Genomic DNA, 23239 nt, shown 5'->3' on the forward strand with positions numbered 1-23239 from the left:
AATGGTCGCGACAGTTATGAATTCCGAAATCAAATCGGCTCAGAAGTCTAACCCGCTCAAGGCTCATCGGAGCATCGTCATTGGCTTTGTTCTTCTGGCCTCTCTCTTAGCACTCGGTGCATTGCTGGTCCCCGGCTTCGTATCATCCCAAAACGCGCGTTCAATCCTTCTTCTCGCAGCGTTTCTGGGGCTTGCCTCCATTGGCCAGACCCTGTGCGCTCTGGTCGGTGCGCTCGATCTTTCGATACCATATATTATTGGAGGCGCGAACATCCTCCTTCCCAGCCTTATGGTCGCAGGTATTCCCGCTCCCCTCGCGATGCTGGTTGTCATGCTCCTCGGTGCGCTTGTCGGGGCCGCCAATGGCGCCCTGAGCTTCCGTCTCCAAGGGCAAGCGCTGATCATGTCGCTCGGAGTTGGCTTCGCGGCCGTCGGTGCGGTCCAGATCTACACCTCACTCGGCTCGGCGTTTGGTGGTACAGTGTTTGCTCCGGTACCCGAATGGCTGAGGAACATTTCGGCGTTCAACGGAAAGTTTTTCGGCCTGTCGCTGCCTCCGGTCATCGTGATCTGGGCTATCGTCGCCATCGCGCTTGGATGGTTCATGTACAACACCTGGTTTGGCCGCAGCATTTACGCCGTCGGCGGAAGCCGGACGGCGGCCGCCCGCCTCGGAATCTCCGAATTCAAGGTCTGGACCGTCATCCATAGCGTCAGCGGTGCCATGTCTGCAATCACGGGCATGCTGCTACTAGGGTTTTCCGGTGGTGGCTTCGTCGGCGTGGGCGACCCTTATCTTTTCACCACCGTAGCAGCGGTGGTGATTGGAGGGACGTCGCTTCTTGGTGGGGCGGGCGGCTATGGCGCGACAGTGCTCGGTGTTCTTGTCCTGACTGTACTGACCTCGCTTCTAGTTGGCCTCGGACTGAACTTTCCGGCGCAGCAGGCTGTCGTCGGTCTGCTCATCGTTCCGATGGTCGCGATATACGCACGGTCACCACACATTCGAAATCAGATATGATCAATGCATAGAAAGGAAGATCCATGGCAATCTCCAGCACCCTGCTAGGCCGTTTGAAGGACCAGACTCTCGTTCGCGAGCAGATGCTGGTTGGAGGAAAGTGGTCGAGCGAAGGGGTAAACGGCACACGCATCAACGTGCTAAACCCCTCCACGATGGACGTCCTTGCCTCTTTGCCTAGCGCTGGCCTTGCTGAAGTGCGAGCCTCTATCGATGCTGCAAAGGCTGCACAGAAGAAGTGGGCTAGGGTTTCGGCGAAGGAACGCTCGCTGATCATGCGGAAGTTCTACGAAGAGGTGGTAGCTAACGCTGAAGACCTGGCCGTAATTCTGACATCGGAAATGGGCAAGCCACTGGCGGAAGCGCGTGGCGAGATTGCTTACGGCGCTTCCTACATCGAATGGTTCGGTGAGGAAGCCAAGCGTGTCTATGGTGACACCATTCCAGGTCACCAGGCCGACAAGCGACTGCTTGTCATCAAGCAGCCGGTTGGCGTTGTGGCCGCCATCGCTCCTTGGAACTTTCCGTCGGCGATGGTGTGCCGCAAGATCGCGCCGGCGCTCGCGTCCGGCTGCGCGATCGTATTCAAGCCTGCTGCCGAGACTCCGTTATCGGCGCTTGCATTGGCGATCCTCGCGGAGCGTGCCGGAATACCCGATGGCTTGTTCAGCGTCCTCCCGACGGATAATGCAAGAATGTTTGGCGAGGAGGTCTGCTCCAACCCGGTCGTCAAGAAACTGACCTTCACCGGTTCGACCGAAGTTGGCCGTATCTTGATGGCGCAAGGCGCCCAGAAGATCATGAAGCTGAGCCTGGAACTCGGCGGCAATGCGCCGTTTATCGTTTTCGACGATGCAGATCTCGACCAGGCGGTCGAGGGGGCTATGCTTTCTAAGTTTCGTAACGCGGGTCAAACCTGCGTGTGCGCGAACCGTATTTACGTACAGAGCGGGATCCATGACAGGTTCGTCGAGAAGCTGGCAATGCGCGTGAGTGCCTTGCAGGTTCTTGACGGGTTTGAGAGCGGGGCGACGATCGGCCCGTTGATCAACGATGAAGCGGTAGCAAAGCTCTATGGTCATATCGATGACGCTGTGACCAAGGGTGCGACTGTCGTGGTTGGTGGTGACCGCGATGCTCGCGGAGGCACGTTCGTCCAACCAACGCTTCTCTCGGGTGCCACAAAGGATATGAAGGTTGCGCGTGAGGAAACCTTCGCGCCTCTGGCTCCGGTGTTCAAGTTCGATACTGTCGAGGAAGTCATCGAACTCGCGAACGATACGGAATTCGGCTTGGCAGCCTACTTTTTCGCCAACGACCTCAGGAACGTTTGGAAGGTCACAGAGGCGCTGGAATACGGCATGGTTGGCGTGAACACGGGTCTGATTTCCACCGAATTAGCGCCATTCGGCGGCGTCAAGCAATCCGGCTTCGGCCGAGAGGGCTCAAAGTACGGAATGGATGACTTCTTATCCATGAAATACGTCTGCATGGGCGGGATCGGCGCATAGCGATCGCCCAAGGGTCGCTCGCCGACTGAACTTAAAGGGGGAGAGGTCTGTTGAATAGAGGCAGGACAGCAACATCCTCTCCGCCGGTTGCGAGGTCTCAAAAGGCTGGACTTTTCTAGAGGTTTCGCGGGAGCTGTCCTACGGATCTTCCCTTCCGACCCCTTCTGGGGCCGGCCTTGCAGACGAGATTTCTGCCTGTCTTTTCGATTGTCGATCCTTCCGCCAATGCCCTACAAGGTAAGTCTTTCCCAGATAGCTTGTAGCCTTCGAAGAGGTAACACGACATGAACGAGCTGTTGCACCGTGGCGTTGTCGTTTCAACGTATCGGAGTCCTGAGCAGGAGCATGATCACCACCCGATCGATGCACGCGTTCGTCCTGAAATCGATCAGGCCGACGATGCTGCACGTGCCAGCGTGGAGGGTCAAGCGAAAGCCATTCGCGTCAACCAGCGACGCGTCAAGGTGTAGTTGTCGGCGGCCGCACCCTCAGTGTCGGTTTGACGTAGCCGCCGATCTTCGCCGGCGCCAGGCCTTTATGGTAGATCCGGATGCGTCCGGGTCATCCAGACGTCAAACGCGTAATGCAGGAAGAGATTCGATAGGATCGGGCTGACCACGCCCCCTTGCGGGGTACCACGCATCCGCTCAATGACTTCTCCGTTCTTTTCCATAGGCGCGGTCAACCATCTTTCGATGTAGAGCAGAGCCCAGTTGCATTTAACGTCTTTTCTGACCGTCTTCAGCAAGAGATCATGCGGAAGATTGTCGAACAGCTTTGATGTCGGATTCCGGATCAATCATCTGCTTGACCACCATCTGCGCGATCCGATCACTGACCGCCGATTCCAGATCTTGTAGAGATTTCTCGCAAGGTCTTTGTCAAACATCTCCAGGGTCTCACCGTCCACCCGGCTGCACCACGGTTGGCTTTGACCGCTTTGTAAGCTTCGTACACTTGCCGCTTCTCAATCCGAAACGGCTTGTCTGTCGTACCTATCGAAGTCCTGTTTCCAGTTGTTCCAAACAATACGACCACCTGATCCGATCCCTTTGCTCCGGCCCCATTACAGGGCCCTCAACGCTCATACGGATCGGTCCGCCCCAGTCTCCTGCATCGGTACTCTCGCCTTACGGTTTCTCCGCTTGGGCTTCTCCCTTGGCATCAGGAGCCTGGTTCCTGCAGTTCCGGGTGAAAGCCTGTGTCCAACTCACGCCCCCTCTACGCCGGTCGCCGCCCGCCCAATCATCAGGCACCCGGCGGACTTGTCCCAGGATGACGAAACAGTCCTGGTTTCGACGACGCTTATATTCATAACGGCGCGTCTTCGGAGGGTTCACTTTCGTTCGTCTTCGGACACGCACCTGCTCGGATCTCGTCCGAACTTTTCATCCGGCGCTCACCACCACGGCTCTTTACCGCAGCAGCTCGGACTGGTTTGAGACCCGCTCCTGAAAGCCGATCCCGGAGGGCCATCCTCCATCATTCACGCAGCTTCACGTTACGGGGTTAGCTCACACTGAACTCCTTCCGTGCCTCTGCAGCACACTTTCGTCGATGAAGATCAGTTTCTCCGGATCGAGGTCCAATTGACCATCGAACCAGGCGCGCCGGCGCTTCAGGACGTCCGGTCGGTCCTGCTCCAGTGCGTGTGCGGTCCTTTTTAAAGGTCCACCCACGGCTTCGAAGCCAAGCGCCAAGTGCGCTGCGGCTGATCTTCACCTGCCGCTCGACGGACAAGCGCTCAACCATCTCATCGAGCGTCACATCCCTACGCTCGTTGATCAACGCGACAACGAATTCCTCGTGTGCATCCACTGCCGAAGGTCGTCTCCAGCCCTGTGGCCGAGCAGTCAGCTCACCCTCTTTCGCTCTTGCAATCCAGCGGATCGCCGTCGAAATCCCAACTCCGAAACGAGCCGCAGCCTGTCGAGCCGACATGCCCGCCGCAGACGCTTTCAAAACCCGTATTCGAAGATCATCGCTCAGGGCCTGTCCCATCATCCACCTCTTCTCTGTGGAGTTGAATCAGCTTCGATGGACGCCGTCACATCACAATCGATTCATCGATCGCAGGACTTGCTCTAGGTCGCTCGTGGCGGGGCGAAACTCGGTTGCTGAAAACGATGATGCTCTTCGAACGGCGCCAAATGAAATTTTGCCGGCTGCATCCTCCTTGTAAGCGCGGACGATCCATTGGACGCCTGACTATCCTTAAAACGTCGTCTTTTTGCATTCGAGACGGGCAGGAAAGGCTTCATTAACCAACGCAACCAATAGGTATTCTCAGCTATGTCACAGACCCACAAGATTGATCTGCCGTTCGAATGAATGAAACGGCAATTGGAAGATTTGAGTAGACAAGTCGATCGTCCACCTCACCTAAAAGGTTTGCCTTTATGCCCAAGTCCATTAGACTCGCTTTATCTTTGATATTTGTTCTGCTCTCTCTTCTCGCGGCGGGCCAGGGCATCGTGAGTATCGTCAAGCTGCTGTCCATTAGGAGCAATATATCCGAAGTTGCCAGCAACTGGCTGCCATCGATCGATGTGATAAATCGGATCAATACGATCACCGGGGACTACCGCATCCTGCAGTTCAGGCTGGTGACAAACTCATCAGATTCGACGAGCCTTGCGCATAATATCACCACCTTCCGCCAGAAGATGGAGGATCTCGCGAATGCCCGTGGTGAATATGAGCCGATGGTGACATCCGGCGAGGAGCGTCAGGCCTATGACGCGTTCTCCGCTTTGTGGACGCAATATCAGGAGGATGGCGAGCGGATTGTTAAACTAATGCAGGCAGGCAAGAAGGATGAAGCATTTGCTCTTCTAACGAGTGACGCCACGACGAAACTGTATAATGATAGCGGAGCGCTCCTTGACCAGGATGTCGCAGTTAACAAGCGTGGTGGAGTCGCGGCCGTCGGAAACACGATGGGCGCCGTTTCATCGACGGTTTTGGTCACCATTCTTGCCATGGCGCTGGCAACTACGACGGGCATTATAGCCCTGCTTTACTGCATCCGGAAGATTACCGATCCGATCTCGCGGTTGACTACCACGATGGGCGTACTGGCAGATGGTAATCTCGACACTGAGGTTCCTTTCGCAATGCGCGCCGACGAAATCGGCAAGATGTCGAGAGCCGTTGAGGTATTCAAGCAAAACAGCATCAAGGCCCGCGATCTGAACGCGCAGGAGGCCGCGTTGCAGGCCAAGAGCGCCGACTTGCAGTCGAGCATTGCCGAGGTGGTGTCAGCCGCCGTAGCCGGTGACTTCACCCATCGCATCACCAAGAAATACGGCGATGCGGCTCTCGACCGTTTTGCAGGAAGCGTCAATGAGCTGGTCACCTCTGTTGACCGGGGCATCGCCGAAACTCGCCGAGTTATCTCAGCGCTTGCCGATGGGGATCTGACGGAAAACATGTGCGGCGAGTTTCAGGGAGCCTTTGGTGAACTGAAGAGTAATGTCAACGCCACCATGGCAGCCCTTCGATCCGTATTAGGCGAGGTTCGCTCCGCCGTCGACACGATCAACGGCGGAGCCGGCGAGATGCGCATCGCCTCAGGCGACCTTTCAAAGCGCACGGAACAGCAAGCCGCGGCCCTGGAGGAGACCTCTTCGGCGCTTGAGGAAATCACGGTGGCGGTAAAAAGCTCGACAGAAAGAGCCACGGAAGCCAGCCATATGGTCGATGAGGCACGCAGAAGCACCGAGCAGTCGAGCGCGGTTGTCAAAGACGCGGTCGCCGCCATGGGCCGCATCGAGCAGGCCTCGGATGAAATCGGCCAGATCATTAACGTCATTGACGAGATCGCCTTCCAGACCAATCTTTTGGCCCTTAACGCCGGCGTCGAGGCGGCGCGTGCGGGTGACGCTGGAAAGGGTTTCGCCGTTGTGGCTCAGGAGGTGCGTGAACTGGCACAGCGCTCCGCCACTGCCGCCAAGGATATCAAGGCGCTGATCAACCGGTCCGGCGACGAGGTCAAAACTGGGGTCAGGCTGGTAACGGCCACAGGCGATGCCCTTGGTCTAATCCGAGGCCACGTGATCAAGGTGAACGAGCACGTTCATACGATCTCGACGGCGGCACGAGAGCAATCGACCGGGCTGGCGGAAGTCAGCACTGCGGTCAACCAGATGGATCAGACGACCCAGCAGAATGCGGCGATGGTGGAAGAATCGACGGCGGCCACCAACCGGTTGGCGGATGAGGCTTCCAATCTGGCGCGGCTTATTGCGCGCTTCAGGCTCGACGGTTCGACTTTTGTACGGCGTGTTGCCCACCAGAACGGTAAGCCGGCCGCCTCGCCAGCGCGTGCCCTCTCCCAGAAGCTTGCCGGCGCCTTCGGCGGACGTACTACAGCCGCTGTCGCGACTAAGGAATGGGAAGAGTTTTAATGAATCATGTCATAATTCACCGCAGGATATTATCGGTTTCCATCTGGCAGCCAGCAGTTCTGCATGAAGACGACGTTGATCCCGGAAATCCGGGGGTTAGCAGAGGCGACGCCGCTGCCCCTAACGCATGTTCTCGGTTCAGGGATCTGCCGGTTCTGTCATTCCGGTGATAGAGCTTGCTGCCGAGATAACCAATCCCATCGGTCTAGCCACAGCGCCATTGTCGTCGTTGAGGTAGCAGATGGTATCATCGGCCCGGTCGTCGATCAGGTCTCTGGCATTCTATCGATCAACGGCGATCGGATCCAACCGGTTCGGACTTAGGCGCGACTTCGACCCAACCTTCAGCTACGGAATCACTCCGCTTGAACAAGGGATGGAATGCTCCCTTAGTTTTGAGCAAAGGTTTGGCACCAATCAGGACGCATCGCAGCTGCCTAGCAGACTTTTGCTTTTTCACCTTCCGCGACTGTCTTCCTTCAAGACGCGGAGTATTAACGAAATTCAACGAGAGTTCGAAGATGTCCAAAGTTATCGCAATCAATTTCGGGCAACAGGCTAAGACAGATACCCACTTAGAAAGCCACGAAGATGCACAGTCGCAGCGCCTGGAGCAAGAGCGGCTGCAAATGATCCAAATCACCAATCACCTTGAAGCACTGTACGCTCGGCTGCTGACCGTCTGTGGCGACAGACCGAAAAATTAAGGGCGCAGCGATGGTATAGCCCGGTGGAGCGCTGCGAACCACAGCGCCATCGCGAAGGGCTATTTCCGGGTCAGCTTTCGGGCGGAGAGGCCATCATATGCACTGTTTTAGATGGCAGTTCGCCGTAACGTCTCTTGTACTCTGCAGCAAAACGGCCGAGGTGTGTGAAGCCCCACTTAAGCGCTATTTCCGAAACGCTGATTTTAGCGCCGTTTTGCAGCAGTTCCTGTCGAGCTGCGCACATACGCAAGTCTCGGAGGTGCATTGTGGGGCTGGTATTACGAAATTGTCGGAAGCCGTGCTGCAAAGTCCGCACGCTGACCTTGGCCGCAGCGGCGATATCGTTAAGGGAAATGGGTTGAGCCATATGCTCTTCCATAAACTCCATTGCCCGTTTCACGTGGCGAGGCGTGGGAGACGGAGACGGACGACGAAGTTCATCGGTATAGCGATGCATACAGCTTTCGATCAAAAGGTACTCTATCGCGTCGAGGAGCGAGCTATAGGCCGACGGGCATTGTCGCAGAGCCCCCCCGGCACTGAGGCCGCGATGGGCAGACAGGGCTAGTTCTCGCATGAGCGTTCCCGCGCTCGATGCAAGATCAAGGGTCGGCTGAATTTGCAGATTTCCGCTGATCGTCCGATCGAGCATGCGAGAAAGCTTGTCACGCAAGGATTGCGTATCGATCGTCAATGACAGTTGAGATCTTATGCCATCTTGTCGGGCATTCAGCGGAGCATTTGCAACATGCGGCGACTCTACCTGTTGCCCAGACCAATGAAAGACTGCATTCCCGGACGCCGGCAGGAAGACCGTTACGACGTCAACTGGGGAATCTATCATGACCGAGAACGCCCCTTCATGATGGGCATCCGCAACGCCAAAACCATCAAGGGAAATTCGACTGCAGCGAGAGTTAAGCGATCTACTGTCGTGTTGAGCAAGGTCAGAGGACGCCAGGGGCGATGATATCAAAGGCAAAAGACGTTCGGGATCGGAGCCCTCGATAAAGTTGTCTTTCACTAAGGTCCCTTCATCGGGCTTGCTGAACAAACTTTCGGTCATCCAATATAAACCTATCTATGAACACCAACTCGCACATGCCGGGACTAGTTTTCCAAACCTTCAAAGCTCGAGACCGGATGGCGTGCGAGCGATTTTGATCGCGTACATGACCGATTCGGACCTTTGTGGAGGCCGGTTGAATCTCTCATTCCCTAGGCTTTCGTCATGGCGGATCATCACCAGCACCGACATCCACGTTCTCCCGCTCGAGATGGCCTCCTAGTTTTTCAGCGCTGCAGTTGGGAAGCCTCTAATGATGCGATGACTGGCTTCCACAAGCCTCGAACAGATTGACAGATTGTCTGATATACGTTAATGCTATTCCTGATCAAAGGCAAGGCAGCATCAGGGAAATCTGCCACGGTTCTAGTGGAGTTCCCGCACGGCAAATCAATCTAAAGATGCCTCCCAAGGCGAGGGGTGACGGGCTGCTTTCGATCGCAGCCCGTCACGGGAAGGGTGGGAGTGCTATGAGTGGGAGAGAACCTACGCCAACCGACCTTGGAGGCCGTTGAGTCGACACGGAGAAAAATGATTGTGCTGTAGGATGGCCCCACGATTTCGCCACACGCTGGTCCTCTTATCCTGCGCATCAGCATACTTCGGTTATGACGTATAAGAGAGGCACGCTCCAGGCTCAACACTCGGAGACGCAAAGACGTCGACGAGTTCTTTTGGCCTACTAAGCGAGGCGGTCGCGGCAAATATCAATGCGTAAGCCGCGCCTCGTCGCATTGAGTTGACTTTGCGCTCTTCTTAGCGGGTACGGACTCCGGGCGTCTGATTGGGCAAAAGAAGAGCTTAAGGACGAAACCTGATGATGGTCAAACAGCTTGTGCTGCCATAGGCGTGCTGTTGTCTGTGCCGCGCGAACGCGAAAAGCGCGATCAAATCGGAACGTGGCGGCGAGAGAAGACTAACAGGAAAGACCACATCAAACTCAACCGGGTGTCGGAATACCGATGCTTACGGCATTGCGTGCATGAGGCCTCAAAATGACGCCGGTCTCGACCTGTGTCCGCCGAAAATCGCAAAAAGGAATTGACAGATTGTCGGACAAAAATTTTACTATATCGCCCGCGCATTGCTTGTTCGCGGGAGACGCAGCGACGGACCGGGAGTTATAAGTGCTAAACTTGGCCAAAAATGCACAAATTGTCGACCTTCTTAATCTGCCGGAAGCGGCGACCGGCGCGTGATACAAGCGTCTCTGACTCACAAGGCGTGTCATACTCCATCGACCGAGGTACTGGTTGAACGTGACAGTGACGCCAACATTTCTCCTGGGGAAAAAGTCTGTGTCTTGATAGGCGCGTCAAATCCTGTTGGTCTTTGTTTGGCGCGCTCATTTATAGAAAAAGGCTATCGGGTCGCCGTAGGCGACGCCAATCCCGCCGACTTCGCCTCCCTGGCTGAAGGCCAGGGAAACAATTTTTTACCGGTCAAAGTCAACCCGAACAGAGACGTTTACGTCAACTCAATGGCTGACCAGGTGTATTTGCGCTGGAGACGGGTCGACGTTCTGGTGAACATAGTTTTCCGCAGAAATGAAACAACCCAAACTGTAACGGGATCGCTATCCAGCGCGAATCTGGGGCTTGATGCCGTATCCAATCTAATCAGAGTTACAGGTGCCTTTAGCTCTCGACTTCAGGGCGCGGAGCTTGCCGTAGTGGACGTCGCATGGTTCGAAGAGACGACCTCGCTGGAAGCAGAAGCCGTCCTTCAAGCGGCGTTGCGCACTACTACCTCCGCAATTGCTAGGCAATATTTCGGTTCCGGGCTGAGGATAAATGCTGTACACGCCAGCGATGTGAACTCTACGTCTTCAAGCGAAAATGACGTGCTTCGAACAGTGATCCACGCCGTGCAATTCCTGGCGAATTCGGAACTGTCCGGAAAGCTGACAGGGAACGTGCTGGAGATCGATCCTCGGTGCAGATAGATCCACTCCCACGTTCTGATCCGGCAAATCTGCAGGTATTAACCTTCCGTTAAGTTTCTCGAAAGACGCAATGGGCAAGAGGTCAAATCCTAACAACACGTAAAAAAGTTTCGATTGTTTTAGTGAAACTCTTATCCATGTTCGTTCAGGCTCAAACATTACTATTCCAAAAGCGAGGCCCCAGCACCGTTTGAGCCCTTTGGAGGTAAGTATGTTCGTCGATCGCCTGTTGTCCACCTTTACCATAAGAGCAAAGGTGTTATTGGTACTTGTACCCTTGATCCTGATATTGGCGGCAGTTGGTGGGGTCGGCTTAAAAGCAACTGGCTTGCTTCAGTCTCGTCTTCGGCTTTCAAATGAGGTTCTTCAGACCTTGAGCGGGTTTCGAAGTGTCGCGGAAAGTATGAACCGCTTTTTGGCGCAAAGCTCAACGGAGTACCGAGATGAGGCGCTGACAAGTTTAAACGGGCAGAGCGCAACCATGCAGTCGCTCCAGGAAGCGGCGGCAGGTAGCGGGAGCGAAACTGGTGCGCTCGAAAACAGTGTATCGGCAATGTCCGTTATCTCGGGCAGCATCGGCCGCATGTGGTCTTTGCATAATGACGAGGAATCCGTTCGCAGCGACATTGTTTCCAACTTGTCGAAGATCAAGGAGGTCGGAGGCGCCCTTAAATTGGCTGCGGTTGATGTGCGCTCACAAGTACGCAATCAGGAGAACTCCGGGAAAACCATGCTCCGGGAGGCTACCCGCTCACTCGATACGGCATCAGTTATGCAACACATGGCGGAAGACTTGGTGAGCTTGCCGGACGGAGCGAAGCAGCCTCCGACTGTCGCCCAGCAAGGGCTTGTGATCAAAAAGTCGCTAAAAACAGTTAAGCGGGTAGTCTCGACTGCTGACGAGCAGGCCGTTACTAAAATTGAGAGGACTATCGCCAAGCTAATCGCCAACCCCGAATTTGTCGACCCTTCCACACGGCTTGCCGGCTCTGACCTACAGAGCTTTGCGACGAACCTGCGAGTGGATGCGATCCAGCACATGATTGAAGGAACAAATGCGATCCGGGCGTTGGATAAAGCGTTGACGGATTCCGAAATGCTTGTTGCGACGGCGACAACGATCGGCCAGGACGCCGATTCGATCGAAATCGAAATCAATAACCTGTTCCGTACAGCCAACGCAGAGAATCAGCAGCGCCTCGTTGAGCAACTTACAAAATTGGCGCGTGACACCGTGGCAGTTGGAGGCGTTGCCAGCTCGATATCTGGCTTCGATAAAATGCAGGAAGATCTATTCGCCCAGGTGGATTCTATCCAAGAGAACACAGAGAAGCTGGTCAAGATAGCGGAAGCCCGCCAAGCGCAATATTCTGAGGCGGACAAAACCGGCCAGGAGATCTGGAAAAACCTCGTAACCTTTGCAGCAACTCAGGAAAACGATGCTCGCAATGAAAGCAATCTTGCCCGCTTGCTGTCAACTATCGCCACAGTGTCCGGCGTCTTGGTAGCCTTGGCGGCTGGCGCCGGCCTGATGGCGACACTTCGCGCCCCGATCGAACGGATCGCGAAGCGCATGCAAGAGCTGGCAAAGGGCGATCTTCGATCGCAGATTGTCGGACGTGACCGGAGAGACGAAATAGGTGAAATGGCTCGCGCACTCGAGGTTTTCCGTGAAAATGCTGTCTCGAAGATGGACATCGAGACACGAACGGAAGCCGATAGGAAAACCGTTGAACAGGAGCGGATGGATCGTGAACGCGAACGCGCTCAGATGGAGGAGGAGGTCGCAACTGCCGTCACCATTCTAGGAGAGGCGTTATCTCGATTGGCGCGTGGCGACATCTCTCAAGAAATTGACCGCCAATTCCATCCCAATCTTGAGCCGCTGAGGCGCGATTTCAATCACTCGCTTTCGATCCTGAGAGAGACAGTGTCTCATATCGACGAGAATACCAATCAAATTCAATGGGGAACCAGCGAGCTTTTCAAAGCCTCAGATGATCTGTCGCGGCGAACTGAATTGCAAGCCGCCTCACTGGAGGAGGCTGCGGCCGCCGTCGAACAGGTGACGGTCACGGTCAGAAAATCATCCGAGAATGCCTATGAAACCCAGGCTTTCGTGTCCGTTGTTAAAGAACACGCCGAGGGTGCGGCAACCATTGTGACCGATGCGATCAACGCAATGGGCAGAATAGAAGACGCGTCCCACAAGATCGGCCAAATCATTGGTTTGATCGATACGATTGCGTTCCAGACAAATCTTTTGGCACTAAATGCTGGTGTCGAGGCGGCTCGTGCTGGAGATGCCGGAAAGGGTTTTGCAGTCGTAGCCCAGGAAGTGCGCGAACTTGCCCAGAAATCATCAGCTGCAGCCCGCGAGATTCGCCACCTGATTTCGGAATCCTCTTCGGAGGTGGCGATCGGCTCAGATTACGTGGGGAAAGCAGGTGAGGCGTTACACAACATAACGGCGTCGATCTTGAAGATTTCCGATCGGATTGATCAAATCGTCAATTCGAGCCGCGAGCAAGCGGCGTCCCTCGCCGAGATCAACAATAACGTCAATGTACTTGACCAGGGAACACAACAAAACGCTGCCATGGCCGAGCAGACAAATGCCGCGGCAAAGACTCTCTCGGATCAGACTAACGAACTCAGCGAGCGGCTCGCTTCATTCAAATTGACCGAAGATAAGTCGACGCGTCGGGTTAGGTTAGTGGCGTAAGCTACGCATCGAACGAGACTGCCACGCGTCGGATGGCCACTGTGATAGCGGCGTTCTACTGAAGGGAAATCCGCTTACGGAAGCGAAATCCGGCCTTAGGCTCTTGGTCTCCCTTTCGCCGCCCGTCTGACTGTAAAAAACCCACCTAGAGCCGATCAACCTTCAAGAGATCAACTGCTTTGCAATGCTCAGAGACACGAGAGGTATCAAATCCGTGCGCATACGTGAAATTACAAGAGCCATTATTCTAATCACCGGCTTGGTGATCCCTTCTGTAGCGGCCGCCGGTGGCCTTACGGAATTGCCGCGGGAGGAACGAAAAACCTACGAGTTGCTCGATCCAAAGTTGCCTACAGGTGAATCTGTCTTCCGCACGTTTAAGGCACAGCGAGCACCGCCGTGGAAAATTGGGTACGCATCGACATATGCTGACAATTCTTGGCGTGCGAGTATTCTTGATGAGTTCACAAACAAGATTGTTCCAGCTTTCAAGAAAGCGGGGCTGGTCTCCGAGTTCATCGTCACCCAGTCAAATCTTGAAGACGCTGTCCAGATCAGGCAGATGCGGCAGATGGTAGACGACGGCGTTGATGCAATTATTATCTGCTGTTCGAACCTCACGGCGCTTAATCCTACGATAGAGTATGCGTATTCAAAAGGAGTGCCTGTGTTCTCGTACTCTGGTTACGTAACATCGCCGTTCGCCGTCAACGCAACTGAGAACAACATGCAAGGCGGGTTTGAGGCGGCGAAGTGGCTCGCTGAAGAAATCGAAGGAAGTGGCAATGTGCTTCTCGTTTCGGGGATCTCCGGCTTTGCCTCCTCGGACAGCTTTGACGTCGGCGCAAAGAAGGCTCTGGAGTATTATCCCGAGATAAAGATCGTAGGTCATGTCGACGGGAAGTGGACAGACAAGGTCGCGCAGGCCGAGGTGCAAAAATTCCTTGCAGCGAATCCCGGTCGAATTGATGGTATTATCGTTCAGTCGGGAGCTGAGAATGGTGTTATCAACGCGGTGCGCCAGTCCGGGCGCGACATGATCCCAATCGTTCTAGGGGGCGAAGCTTCGGCAGCCTGTTACTGGCGACGGAACCCCGACTTCGTAAGCAAGAGTTTTCATTTCTGGCCGCCGCGCTCTGAGGCGGGTTTCGTATGGGACGTAATGATGCGAACTCTTGAGGGACAGGGCCCCAAAATTCAGACAATCCTGCGGCCAGCAATTCCCAGTACCATAGAGGATGTAATGGCGGTTTTGCCAGCTGATTGCGATCCTAACTCTGAGGATTGGATCGAGCCGAAGAATACAGCTTGGTGGTCTGCCAGCGCTGCTGCTAAATATTTCGATAACCCAGCGGATCCGCTCTCCTGGAAGCCGGCCGATTGAAGATCGCATGCGGGGTCTGTGTGGAATGCGGTGCCTTCATGATCGGCTCTCGTGCAAGGTAGGCTGCGCTAAGGAATGACAGTTCAAATTGGGAAATGCCCGGGTCGCCTCAGGAGACATGAGACAAGCGATCCGGTTCCAACGAACATATTTGCTCCGCGGTAGCATTCTTCCTCCGGCCCTCCTCTCGCCAAACGGGACAACATACTCATTGCGCCTTTCGATCTACGTGCTGCCGCGAAGGTTGTTGCTTCGAATGTGAAAGCAAAGTTCATTTCCGACCGCACTATCCGGCTCAGGCCGACGCGCGGTTCGACGCCTTACTGACATATCTGCATCAATTTGTTGCTCGAATGATTTGGGTGGCGTTCCCGGAATTCCTGATCGGATGGATGATGCATCTGTCTTGGCCCTCGGTAAGGAGCTTCACGATGAATTCGACTTTACAACCGCTTTGGCAACGCTCCTTTTTTCAGAAAAGGCGCAATCGCCGGAGAGACGAAGCGCTGCATCATGATACCTCAGCCGACCGAGGAGCGCTGCTTGAAGCATTGATCGGCGTGTTGCCCCTCCCAATTTTCTTCAAAGATCTGCACGGTCGCTATGTCGGTTGCAACAAGGTTTTCGAAGATCTCCTCGGTCGCTCGCGCGACGAGATCATCGGGAATACAGATTTTGATCTCAGTTCAACGCAACTGGCGGAAATTTATTCTATTGAAGAGAAAGGCCTTCTTGAAAGGGGTGGAGCCCAAGTCTCCGAGCGTAAGATCGCTCTCGCAAACGGCGCCATCCTGGATGTTGTCTGCAACAAGGCAGTTTTCAGAGGTCACGACGACGAGCCCGCGGGTCTGATTGGCGTTATCATCGACATAACCGAACACAAGTTGGCGGAGCAGGAACTCAAAAACGCTCTCGAACTAGCCCAAGGGATCGTCACCGCTATTCCAGACGTTCTGTTTGAGGTCGACGAGGATGGGCGATATCTTCAGGTCTGGACCAGAAATCCCGAACTACTAGCCCAGCAGCGGGAAATGCTACTGGGTAGGACGGTCGACCAAGTTCTTGCGCCTGATCAAGCGGCTATTGCAATGGAGGCGCTTCGAACTGCAAGCAGTGAAGGAGTTGCCTACGGTCGATGCATTAGCGTATCCTTGCCAAACGGCGAGACCCGATGGTTCGAGTTGTCGGTGGCTAGACGACCAAGCGCCGATCCTGACGCCGCCACCACGCTCCTGGCATTTTCGCGTGATGTCACGGAACGAAGGCAGGCGGAAGACGCCATCAACTCCGTGCGGACGCAATTGCTAAGTGTGCTGCAAACCATTCCTGACATGGTTTGGGTAAAGAATGTCGATGGCGTACACCTGTTGTGCAATCATGCATTTGAGCGGCTGACCGGGAAATCGGAGGCGGAGGTCGTTGGAAAAACGGACCTTGAATTGTTCGGGGCTGAGAGAGCTCACATTTCCGGAAAATCTGATGAGGCCACGATCGAAGCCGGTGGCATACTTATCGACGAGAATTGGGTGGTTTCCCCGGAGAACGGTCAGTCCATTCTTCTCGAAACACGTAAACTTGCGGTCCTCGGCGCCGGGGGAGAGGTTACAGGAGTCCTCGGGGTCTCTCGCGATGTCACGGAACTGAACGCCTCGCGGGAAAAAATCAGGCAAATGGCCTTTTACGATCCGGTGACTTCTTTGCCGAACCGCTTGCTGTTTAACGAGCGATTGCAAAAGGTCGTCAGTGACGCGTCGTCTCAACGTCGGCGGACAGGGGTAATGCTGATTGACATCGACCATTTCAAAGTCGTGAACGATACGATGGGTCACCCTGTGGGTGATCAACTACTCTGCCAGGTCGCTACCCGGCTTAAGAAATCTGTCCGCGATCTCGACACGGTTGCGCGTCTCGGCGGCGACGAGTTCGCGATTCTGTTGCCGGAAATCCAGACAACCGACGATCTCGATTGGGTTGCGTGCTCGATCCTCGAGAGATTCAAGGAATCTTTCCTATTGGATGGCAAGGAAGTCTACGTGTCATGCAGTGTAGGCATCGCGATCTCGCCCGACGACAGCACAGATGTCAACGATCTGGTGAAATACGCCGACTCTGCGATGTATCTTGCCAAACGCTCGGGGAGAAACAGTTTTCGCTTTTATTCGAAGGATTTGACTGTGGGCGTGGAGGAGCGGATGCAGTTGGAATCTGAATTGCGCCGCGCTATCGAGCGCGAAGAATTGGAGCTGCACTACCAGCCCAAGGTGCTTCTGGACAGCGGCGTAATGATAGGATCGGAAGCGTTGTTGAGATGGCCTCATCCCGAGATGGGCATGATTCCGCCGGTTCGATTCATTCCGGTCGCTGAGGATACCGGGCTGATCGTTGAACTCGGGCGATGGGTGCTGCGTGAAGCGTGCAAGACGGCGAAGGAGCTGAACGCCGATTGCCACCACCTGCACAAGATTGCAGTCAACCTTTCGGGTAAGCAATTCCAATGCTCACGGTTGGTAAACGAGATCGCTGCAATCCTCGGTGAAACCGGTTGCCGCGCGGAATGGATCGAAATCGAAATCACGGAGAGTCTGCTTCTCGATCGGAAGGGCGAGACCCTGCAGACGCTTCTTAAGCTGCGTCAAATGGGATTTTCGATTGCTATCGATGATTTTGGCACCGGTTACTCGGCGCTCAACTATCTAGCCCGCTTCCCGATCGACACGCTGAAGATCGATCGGTCATTCATAAATAGCTCGGACAAAAGGAACGAAGAATTGGTCAAAGCGATTCTGTCCATTGCACAATGTCTTGGGCAGGACGTGGTGGCGGAAGGTGTTGAGACCGCCGAGCAGGCAGCATTTCTCGCAGCGAACGGATGCGGTTCGGCGCAAGGCTTCTTTTACAGCAAGGCCCTGCCGAAGATGGAATTGATCGCTCTTTGGGTGCGCGCGTCCGCCACCGGCTTCGTTTCAGATCGTTACGCCGCTTCGCGATGATGAGCGCGAATAAGGGAAAATGTCACCTGTCTGATGGACGGTGATGCGGTGCGCGCTGTGAGACAACTCAACTTGAGCCTCGTCAATCTCTGAATGTCTGCGGTTTTTCGCGGAACAGGGGGCAACGCTGGGTCAACGACCATGCGTTGTGCGGCCCCGCGAGCCGCATTCTCGAATGCTCTGCTCCTACTGCGCGGCATTCGGTAGGCCGGGGAAAACGCGGTACACCGGCTCCTAAAGCAAGGCAGTCGCTCTCGATATGGCTTTCTTCAAAAATATTTGACAGATTATCATACAATCTGCCAAAAATGTCGCCAAGCACCTGATGGGAGGAAAATCAGTGTCTCTTAGTATGCATCACCTGGCCAAGCTTCCGTATTTTTATCCGTTCGAATTTGGCGATGGAAAAATCACGGTACTGTCCGACGGGCCGTTAGAGCTAGGAGATCCTCGCCTGAACTTCTTGGGGGTAGAGCCACGCACGGTCAGCCTGATGCTAGAGGACAATTTCCTGCCAACGAACAAAGTTGTACTCGAGCAAAACGTGCCGCTTGTTGAGATAAATGGAAGAACAATTCTATTTGATACCGGGATGGGGTCTTCCAAAGCTTTCGGGCCCACCACAGGTCGACTCCTAGCCAGCCTGAGAGAGGCAGGTCGAGATCCGACGGAGATCGATGCGGTGGTTCTGTCGCACGCCCATATCGATCATATCGGCGGTCTGTGCGATGCCAATGGAAGGTTAAATTTCCCGAACGCCGACATCTTCATCAGTGAGCGAGACTTCACGGACTGGACGGACGGGTCGTCGATCGATTCTTCATTTCAATTTCAAATCGATAACGCTCGGCGAAACCTGCTTCCCCACAAGGATCGGACCTTCTTTTTCAAAGACGGCGAGGAGTTCTTGCCGGGCGTTCACGCGATTTCGGCCCCCGGCCACACGCTCGGTCATCATTGTTTTATGCTGCAGTCGGGAAACGATCGCCTCTGTTTTCTCGGCGACCTTACGCACCATCATATCCTGTTGATGGAGAGGCCGATGATGGAATTCCGATACGACACGGACCCGAAGCTGTCAGCTAGATCCCGCACGCGCGTGCTTGATATGCTGGCGACAGATCGCATTGCGGTAATGTCCTATCACTTCGCATGGCCAGGTGCCGGGCATGTGGTGCGAAACGGAGACGGATTCCGCTATATCCCCTCTCCAATGCAGTTGCTTGCACATCGATAAGGAATTTCAAAGATGCAGATGCGTTCGGTAATCCTCAGGGAGTCGGGTCTGCCGAAGCCCTATTCAAATTCGAAACCTCTTAAGATTGAGCTTGTGGAACTGACGCCGCCTGGCCCCATGGAGGTGTTGGTCAAGATCAAGGCTGCCGGTGTCTGCCACTCTGACCTGTCCGCAATCAATGGGGACAGACCGCGTCCGCTTCCAGTCGCTCTAGGCCATGAGGCATCTGGCGTCGTCGCAGCAATCGGACCGAGTGTCGAGAAGGTTGAGGTTGGTGACCATGTAGTCATGTCATTTCTGCCGGTTTGTGGCCATTGCTCATATTGCGCTGAAGGCCGCGCCAGCCTCTGCGAACCGGGCTACCAGGCCAATGCTGCAGGAACGCTTCTATCCGGCGGCAAGCACATCCGTTTGAGAGGATACGAAATTAACCACCATAGCGGCGTTTCTGCGTTTTCCGAATATGCTGTCGTGTCGGCGAGCTCGGTAGTCAAAGTGACCAAAGATATCGATTTGGCGACAGCTGCTCTCTTCGGCTGTGCCGTTATGACCGGCGTTGGAGCTGTGATGAACACGTGTGGGGTCCGCCCAGGCCGTAGTGTGGCGGTAATCGGGCTCGGCGGCGTAGGCCTTTCGGCGATACTTGGCGCTGTTGCGAGCGGTGCAAGCGATATCGTGGCGATCGACCTAATCCAAGCGAAGCTGGATCTTGCCAAGGAGCTGGGAGCGACGAAGACTTTTTTGGCCACCTCGCCGAATATTGTTGCCCAAGTAAAAGGCGCGACAAGCGGCGGGGTAGACTACGCGATAGAGATGGCTGGATCCAAAAAGGCATTCGAGCTTGCATATGAGATTACCCGGCGCGGAGGGATGACCGCTACGGCCGGACTGGCCAGCGCAAATTCCCGTTTCGAGGTTTCGCCCTTGCCGTTGGTCGGAGAGGAGAGAACGATCAAGGGCAGCTATATGGGTTCCTGCGTGCCATCGCGCGACATACCCCGCTATATCGACCTTTACCTCAAAGGTAAGCTGCCAGTGGACAAATTGCTGTCGAGCACTGGCCCCCTTGATGAGATCAATGAGGTTTTCGACCGTCTTGACAGGGCCGAGATCAATCGACACCTAGTCTTGATGGACTGATGGCGGGGAGAATTCTCTTGAACGAGTGGACAGTGCTCGCCATCCATTACGGCACCGCGCAAAGACCAGTAAGTGACCTGATACTAGAGACGAATGACATTCATGATCGTCCATCACAAATCGACTACTTCGTGTGGCTGATCCGTCTCGAGGACCGATTAATTCTTGTTGACACTGGTTTCGAAGCCGGAGAGGGCGCGGCCAGAGGGCGGACCCTCTTGATCCATCCGGTGGCAGCACTGAGCAGCCTTGGCATCAAATCCAGCGAAATTACTGATGTCGTTGTGACACACCTGCACTACGATCACGCCGGAAACCTCCCGGCCTTTCCTAACGCCACTTTTCACATTCAGGATCGGGAGATGGCGTATGGAACGGGGCGGTGTATGTGCCATGAGCGAATGCGTCGGCCTTTTGCTACAGAAGGTGTCGTCGACGCGGTCCGGCTCGTTTTTCAGTCACGGGTACGGTTCCATGATGGGGATGGGGAAATTGTTCCTGGATGCAGGGTGCATCTGGTTGGCGGTCACTCGAAAGGTTTGCAAGTTGTTACGGTGGCAACAGGCGGCGCTTTGCTGGTTATCGCTTCCGACGCGCTTCATTTCCAGCACTATCTTGAAAATGACGGCGCGTTTCCCCTGTTTGCAGATTACCTAGAGGTCATCGAGGGTTACAACAAGCTCCGCGTCCTTGCCGGAGCAAACGGACTCATCATTCCGGGTCATGACCCTGAGGTGCTACAGAAATTTTCTCCCCTTGCGCCAGACCTCCAGTTCGCTAGAGTTCTCCTGTGACCCACAATAAACCGATTGAAATTTTTTGCTGTTTGCAGACAATCGGGTTGTCCTACGAAACGCTCCGGCAGTATATTGATTCTGTGCGTCACTAGAAATTTCATCGAAGGTTTGTTGTGAATGGGAACGATCGACCTCCAGATTAGACGTCAAAACGCCTCTCTTCGAATCCTTGTTGAGGATAAGCTCCGGCAGGCTATTTCAAGTGGCCGTTTCAAGCCCGGGCAGCGGCTGGTGGAGCGCGAGTTGTGCGAACTTATCGGGGTTGGCCGAACTTCAGTTCGCGAGGCGCTACGCCAGTTAGAAGCTGAAGGGCTTATTACTAGCTATCCGCATCGGGGGCCGGTTGTCAGCACTATCAGCTACGAGGAGGCTAGGCAGCTTTATAGTGTACGCGCGCTGCTTGAAAGCTTTGCCGGCCAGGAGTTCGCCGAGAACGGTTCGAATGAAGAGATCGTTGCTCTCCTCGAGACCGTGGAAGCGTTCGAAGCCGCAGCCAAGAGCGGTTCCGGAACGCGGATCATCGAAGCCAAGACCGCTTTTTACGATTGTTTGATGACCGGCAGCAAGAACGTGTTTGTGAAGCAAATGCTCACGTCGTTGCACAACCGGGTCACATTGTTGCGGATGACATCGATGACCCAGCCAGGGCGGCTGCAGAACAGCGTTTTCGAAATAAGAGAGATTGCGGCCGCTATTGCGTTGCGTGATGGCGACAGGGCAGCCGCGCTTTGCAAGCGCCATATCGAAATCGCGGCTAAGGTGGCGTTGGACTACTTGAGCAAGAACCCCGTCGAAACCTCCGAGTAGTTCCACAAAACGAAGTTCAGGCGACGGCTAAGGTTGACAGATTGTCTGAAAATCTGCTTACCTCTCTTATGGGAGGTGAGACACAGGAAGTGCGGCTTCCCAACAACATCATTTTGTTAGGGAGGACGTATGGGCGCCCATGCCGAGCTGATTAAACGCGTAACCCTGGCGATCGAAGATCCGGAGCTACCGCGACTGACCCCAGGTCTTACAACACGGATCTCGTTGCAAGTTGGACCAGAAAAGTCATCACTTGCTGTGGGAGGCGGGATAGTCGCACTGGACGGCGCGGACGAAAATGCTGACGTCATACTGAGTGCCCCAGAAGGAGCTTGGGAAAAGGTTATGCAGGTGCCGCCGCCGGCAACCTACCATTCGTTCACCGCCTTTCAACTCGCTAACCCTGAGTTCACGTTATCTGGTTCGCCCGTAGCAATCGCTCAAGCGCGTCCCGCTCTGGAGCGACTGTTCGAAATCGTCGTAGCGTCTCCGCCCCTAGTTGCGCCGAAGATCGATCGAAATATTGAACAGGTCACCGGACGCTATAAGCGGGTAGAGGTCGGCGGCGTAGAACACGATATCTTTTACGAGGAAGCCGGTGCAGGAACTCCTATCCTTTTCCTCCATACGGCTGGCGCAGACGGCCGTCAGTTTCTACCGCAACTCTCCGACACTGGGTTTGCGCGTACGAACCGATTGATCTCAGTTGATCTGCCGTTTCACGGACGTTCGATGCCTCCTTTAACTTGGGACGGCTCGCCCTATCAACTCACAACGGATCTCTACCTGACCTGGTGCACGGCGATACTCGACCAGCTCGTCGGAGACAGAGCTATCGTCGTTGGAGGATCTATGGGCGCGGCGATGTGCATGGTGCTGGCGGCGGAGCGACCGGAACGTCTAATGGGTGTAATTGCGGTCGAGCCGCCGTTGAAGTCAAAGGGCCGTCGCAACCCCTTTCAACACAACGTCAACGTTCATGGGTCGCTTCATAACTCAGCCTATGTCCGCGGAATCATGAGCCCGCTCAGCCCGCAAGAAGAGCGACGCCGCGCCAGTTGGATCTACTCGCAGGGTGCTCCTGGAGTTTATCCCGGCGATCTTTCGTTCTACAGCGACGAGTTCGACGGTGCCGTCGTCGGTCCGAAGATTGATGCCAAGCGAACACCGACCGTTCTTCTCTCCGGGACCTATGACTACTCTGCGACGCCTGCAGACGGAGCAGCGCTAGCGGCCCTCATTCCTGGCAGCCGTCATGTCGTTATGGAGGGGCTTGGGCACTTTCCGATGTGCGAAAATCCTGACTATTTCCGGAGCTTCTTGCAAGACGCTATTCGGTTCGTCGAAGATAACGGCTGATCACAAAGCAACCGCGTTGGCCATTTACCGATCGTGTCCCAGTACGTGGCGTAGGTGACGGTAGGGAGTAAAGCCGAGCGCCCGCGCGCTTCTCGTTGCGCTGTAGCGGGTGATCGGCTTTGCGGGCGGCCATCAGTGTTT

Annotated in this window: 15 protein-coding genes and 2 pseudogenes; 14 read left to right on the forward strand and 3 right to left on the reverse strand. The window is 55.0% G+C overall.

Going from position 1 to position 23239, the window contains the following annotated elements; all coding sequences use genetic code 11:
- The first annotated feature begins 1 nt into the window (after position 1).
- The 3 genes from K6M89_RS27410 (at position 2) to K6M89_RS27420 (ending at position 3002) form a co-directional block, all read left to right on the forward strand.
- Positions 2–1021, forward strand: a complete 1020-nt coding sequence (locus K6M89_RS27410) for an ABC transporter permease (RefSeq protein WP_004668632.1) — start codon at positions 2–4, stop codon at positions 1019–1021.
- Positions 1022–1044: 23 nt separating this feature from the next.
- Positions 1045–2532, forward strand: a complete 1488-nt coding sequence (locus K6M89_RS27415) for an NAD-dependent succinate-semialdehyde dehydrogenase (protein ID WP_004668634.1) — start codon at positions 1045–1047, stop codon at positions 2530–2532.
- Between the two features lie 284 nt (positions 2533–2816).
- On the forward strand, positions 2817–3002 hold the full coding sequence (locus K6M89_RS27420) for a hypothetical protein (protein ID WP_004668636.1): 186 nt from the start codon (positions 2817–2819) through the stop codon (positions 3000–3002).
- A gap of 68 nt (positions 3003–3070) precedes the next feature.
- Here the strand turns inward: K6M89_RS27420 and K6M89_RS31785 are convergent.
- Together K6M89_RS31785 and K6M89_RS27430 are read right to left on the reverse strand one after the other, a co-directional pair.
- Positions 3071–3561 (reverse strand): annotated as a pseudogene (locus K6M89_RS31785) (reverse transcriptase domain-containing protein); the annotation flags it as partial.
- A 512-nt stretch (positions 3562–4073) separates the two neighbouring features.
- Positions 4074–4533, reverse strand: a pseudogene (locus tag K6M89_RS27430) (helix-turn-helix domain-containing protein); the annotation flags it as partial.
- Between the two features lie 398 nt (positions 4534–4931).
- On the opposite strand from K6M89_RS27430, the gene K6M89_RS27435 reads away from it, so the two are divergent.
- Positions 4932–6941 carry a HAMP domain-containing methyl-accepting chemotaxis protein gene (locus K6M89_RS27435; RefSeq protein WP_004673275.1) on the forward strand — a complete coding sequence of 670 codons (2010 nt, stop codon included), beginning with the start codon at positions 4932–4934 and terminating at the stop codon, positions 6939–6941.
- A gap of 521 nt (positions 6942–7462) precedes the next feature.
- A complete protein-coding gene (locus tag K6M89_RS27440) occupies positions 7463–7648 on the forward strand; it encodes a hypothetical protein (RefSeq protein WP_004673279.1) in 186 nt (61 codons plus the stop codon).
- A gap of 70 nt (positions 7649–7718) precedes the next feature.
- On the opposite strand, the gene K6M89_RS27445 is transcribed toward K6M89_RS27440, so the two are convergent.
- Positions 7719–8714 carry an AraC family transcriptional regulator gene (locus K6M89_RS27445; protein ID WP_004673281.1) on the reverse strand — a complete coding sequence of 332 codons (996 nt, stop codon included), beginning with the start codon at positions 8712–8714 and terminating at the stop codon, positions 7719–7721.
- 1195 nt (positions 8715–9909) lie between these two features.
- Here K6M89_RS27445 and K6M89_RS27450 point away from each other — a divergent pair.
- The 9 genes from K6M89_RS27450 (at position 9910) to K6M89_RS27490 (ending at position 23098) form a co-directional block, all read left to right on the forward strand.
- Positions 9910–10659, forward strand: a complete 750-nt coding sequence (locus tag K6M89_RS27450; RefSeq protein WP_011053351.1) for an SDR family oxidoreductase — start codon at positions 9910–9912, stop codon at positions 10657–10659.
- Positions 10660–10870: 211 nt separating this feature from the next.
- Positions 10871–13384: a methyl-accepting chemotaxis protein gene (locus K6M89_RS27455; RefSeq protein ID WP_008534365.1), complete on the forward strand. Its 2514-nt coding sequence runs from the start codon at positions 10871–10873 to the stop codon at positions 13382–13384.
- 184 nt (positions 13385–13568) lie between these two features.
- On the forward strand, positions 13569–14768 hold the full coding sequence (locus tag K6M89_RS27460) for an ABC transporter substrate-binding protein (RefSeq protein WP_018247148.1): 1200 nt from the start codon (positions 13569–13571) through the stop codon (positions 14766–14768).
- Between the two features lie 431 nt (positions 14769–15199).
- Positions 15200–17758: a sensor domain-containing protein gene (locus tag K6M89_RS27465; RefSeq protein ID WP_004673285.1), complete on the forward strand. Its 2559-nt coding sequence runs from the start codon at positions 15200–15202 to the stop codon at positions 17756–17758.
- A gap of 352 nt (positions 17759–18110) precedes the next feature.
- On the forward strand, positions 18111–18995 hold the full coding sequence (locus tag K6M89_RS27470) for an MBL fold metallo-hydrolase (RefSeq protein ID WP_011053353.1): 885 nt from the start codon (positions 18111–18113) through the stop codon (positions 18993–18995).
- 12 nt (positions 18996–19007) lie between these two features.
- Positions 19008–20135: a zinc-dependent alcohol dehydrogenase family protein gene (locus tag K6M89_RS27475; protein WP_004673287.1), complete on the forward strand. Its 1128-nt coding sequence runs from the start codon at positions 19008–19010 to the stop codon at positions 20133–20135.
- Positions 20135–20929 carry an N-acyl homoserine lactonase family protein gene (locus K6M89_RS27480; RefSeq protein ID WP_018247149.1) on the forward strand — a complete coding sequence of 265 codons (795 nt, stop codon included), beginning with the start codon at positions 20135–20137 and terminating at the stop codon, positions 20927–20929. Before K6M89_RS27475 ends, K6M89_RS27480 begins: the two co-directional genes overlap by 1 nt.
- Before the next feature lie 120 nt (positions 20930–21049).
- On the forward strand, positions 21050–21739 hold the full coding sequence (locus K6M89_RS27485) for a GntR family transcriptional regulator (RefSeq protein ID WP_004673291.1): 690 nt from the start codon (positions 21050–21052) through the stop codon (positions 21737–21739).
- 129 nt (positions 21740–21868) lie between these two features.
- Positions 21869–23098 carry an alpha/beta fold hydrolase gene (locus K6M89_RS27490; protein ID WP_004673293.1) on the forward strand — a complete coding sequence of 410 codons (1230 nt, stop codon included), beginning with the start codon at positions 21869–21871 and terminating at the stop codon, positions 23096–23098.
- Positions 23099–23239: the final 141 nt, after the last annotated feature.

This window comes from Rhizobium croatiense (assembly GCF_019793465.1).
GTDB classification, from domain to species: Bacteria; Pseudomonadota; Alphaproteobacteria; order Rhizobiales; family Rhizobiaceae; genus Rhizobium; species Rhizobium croatiense.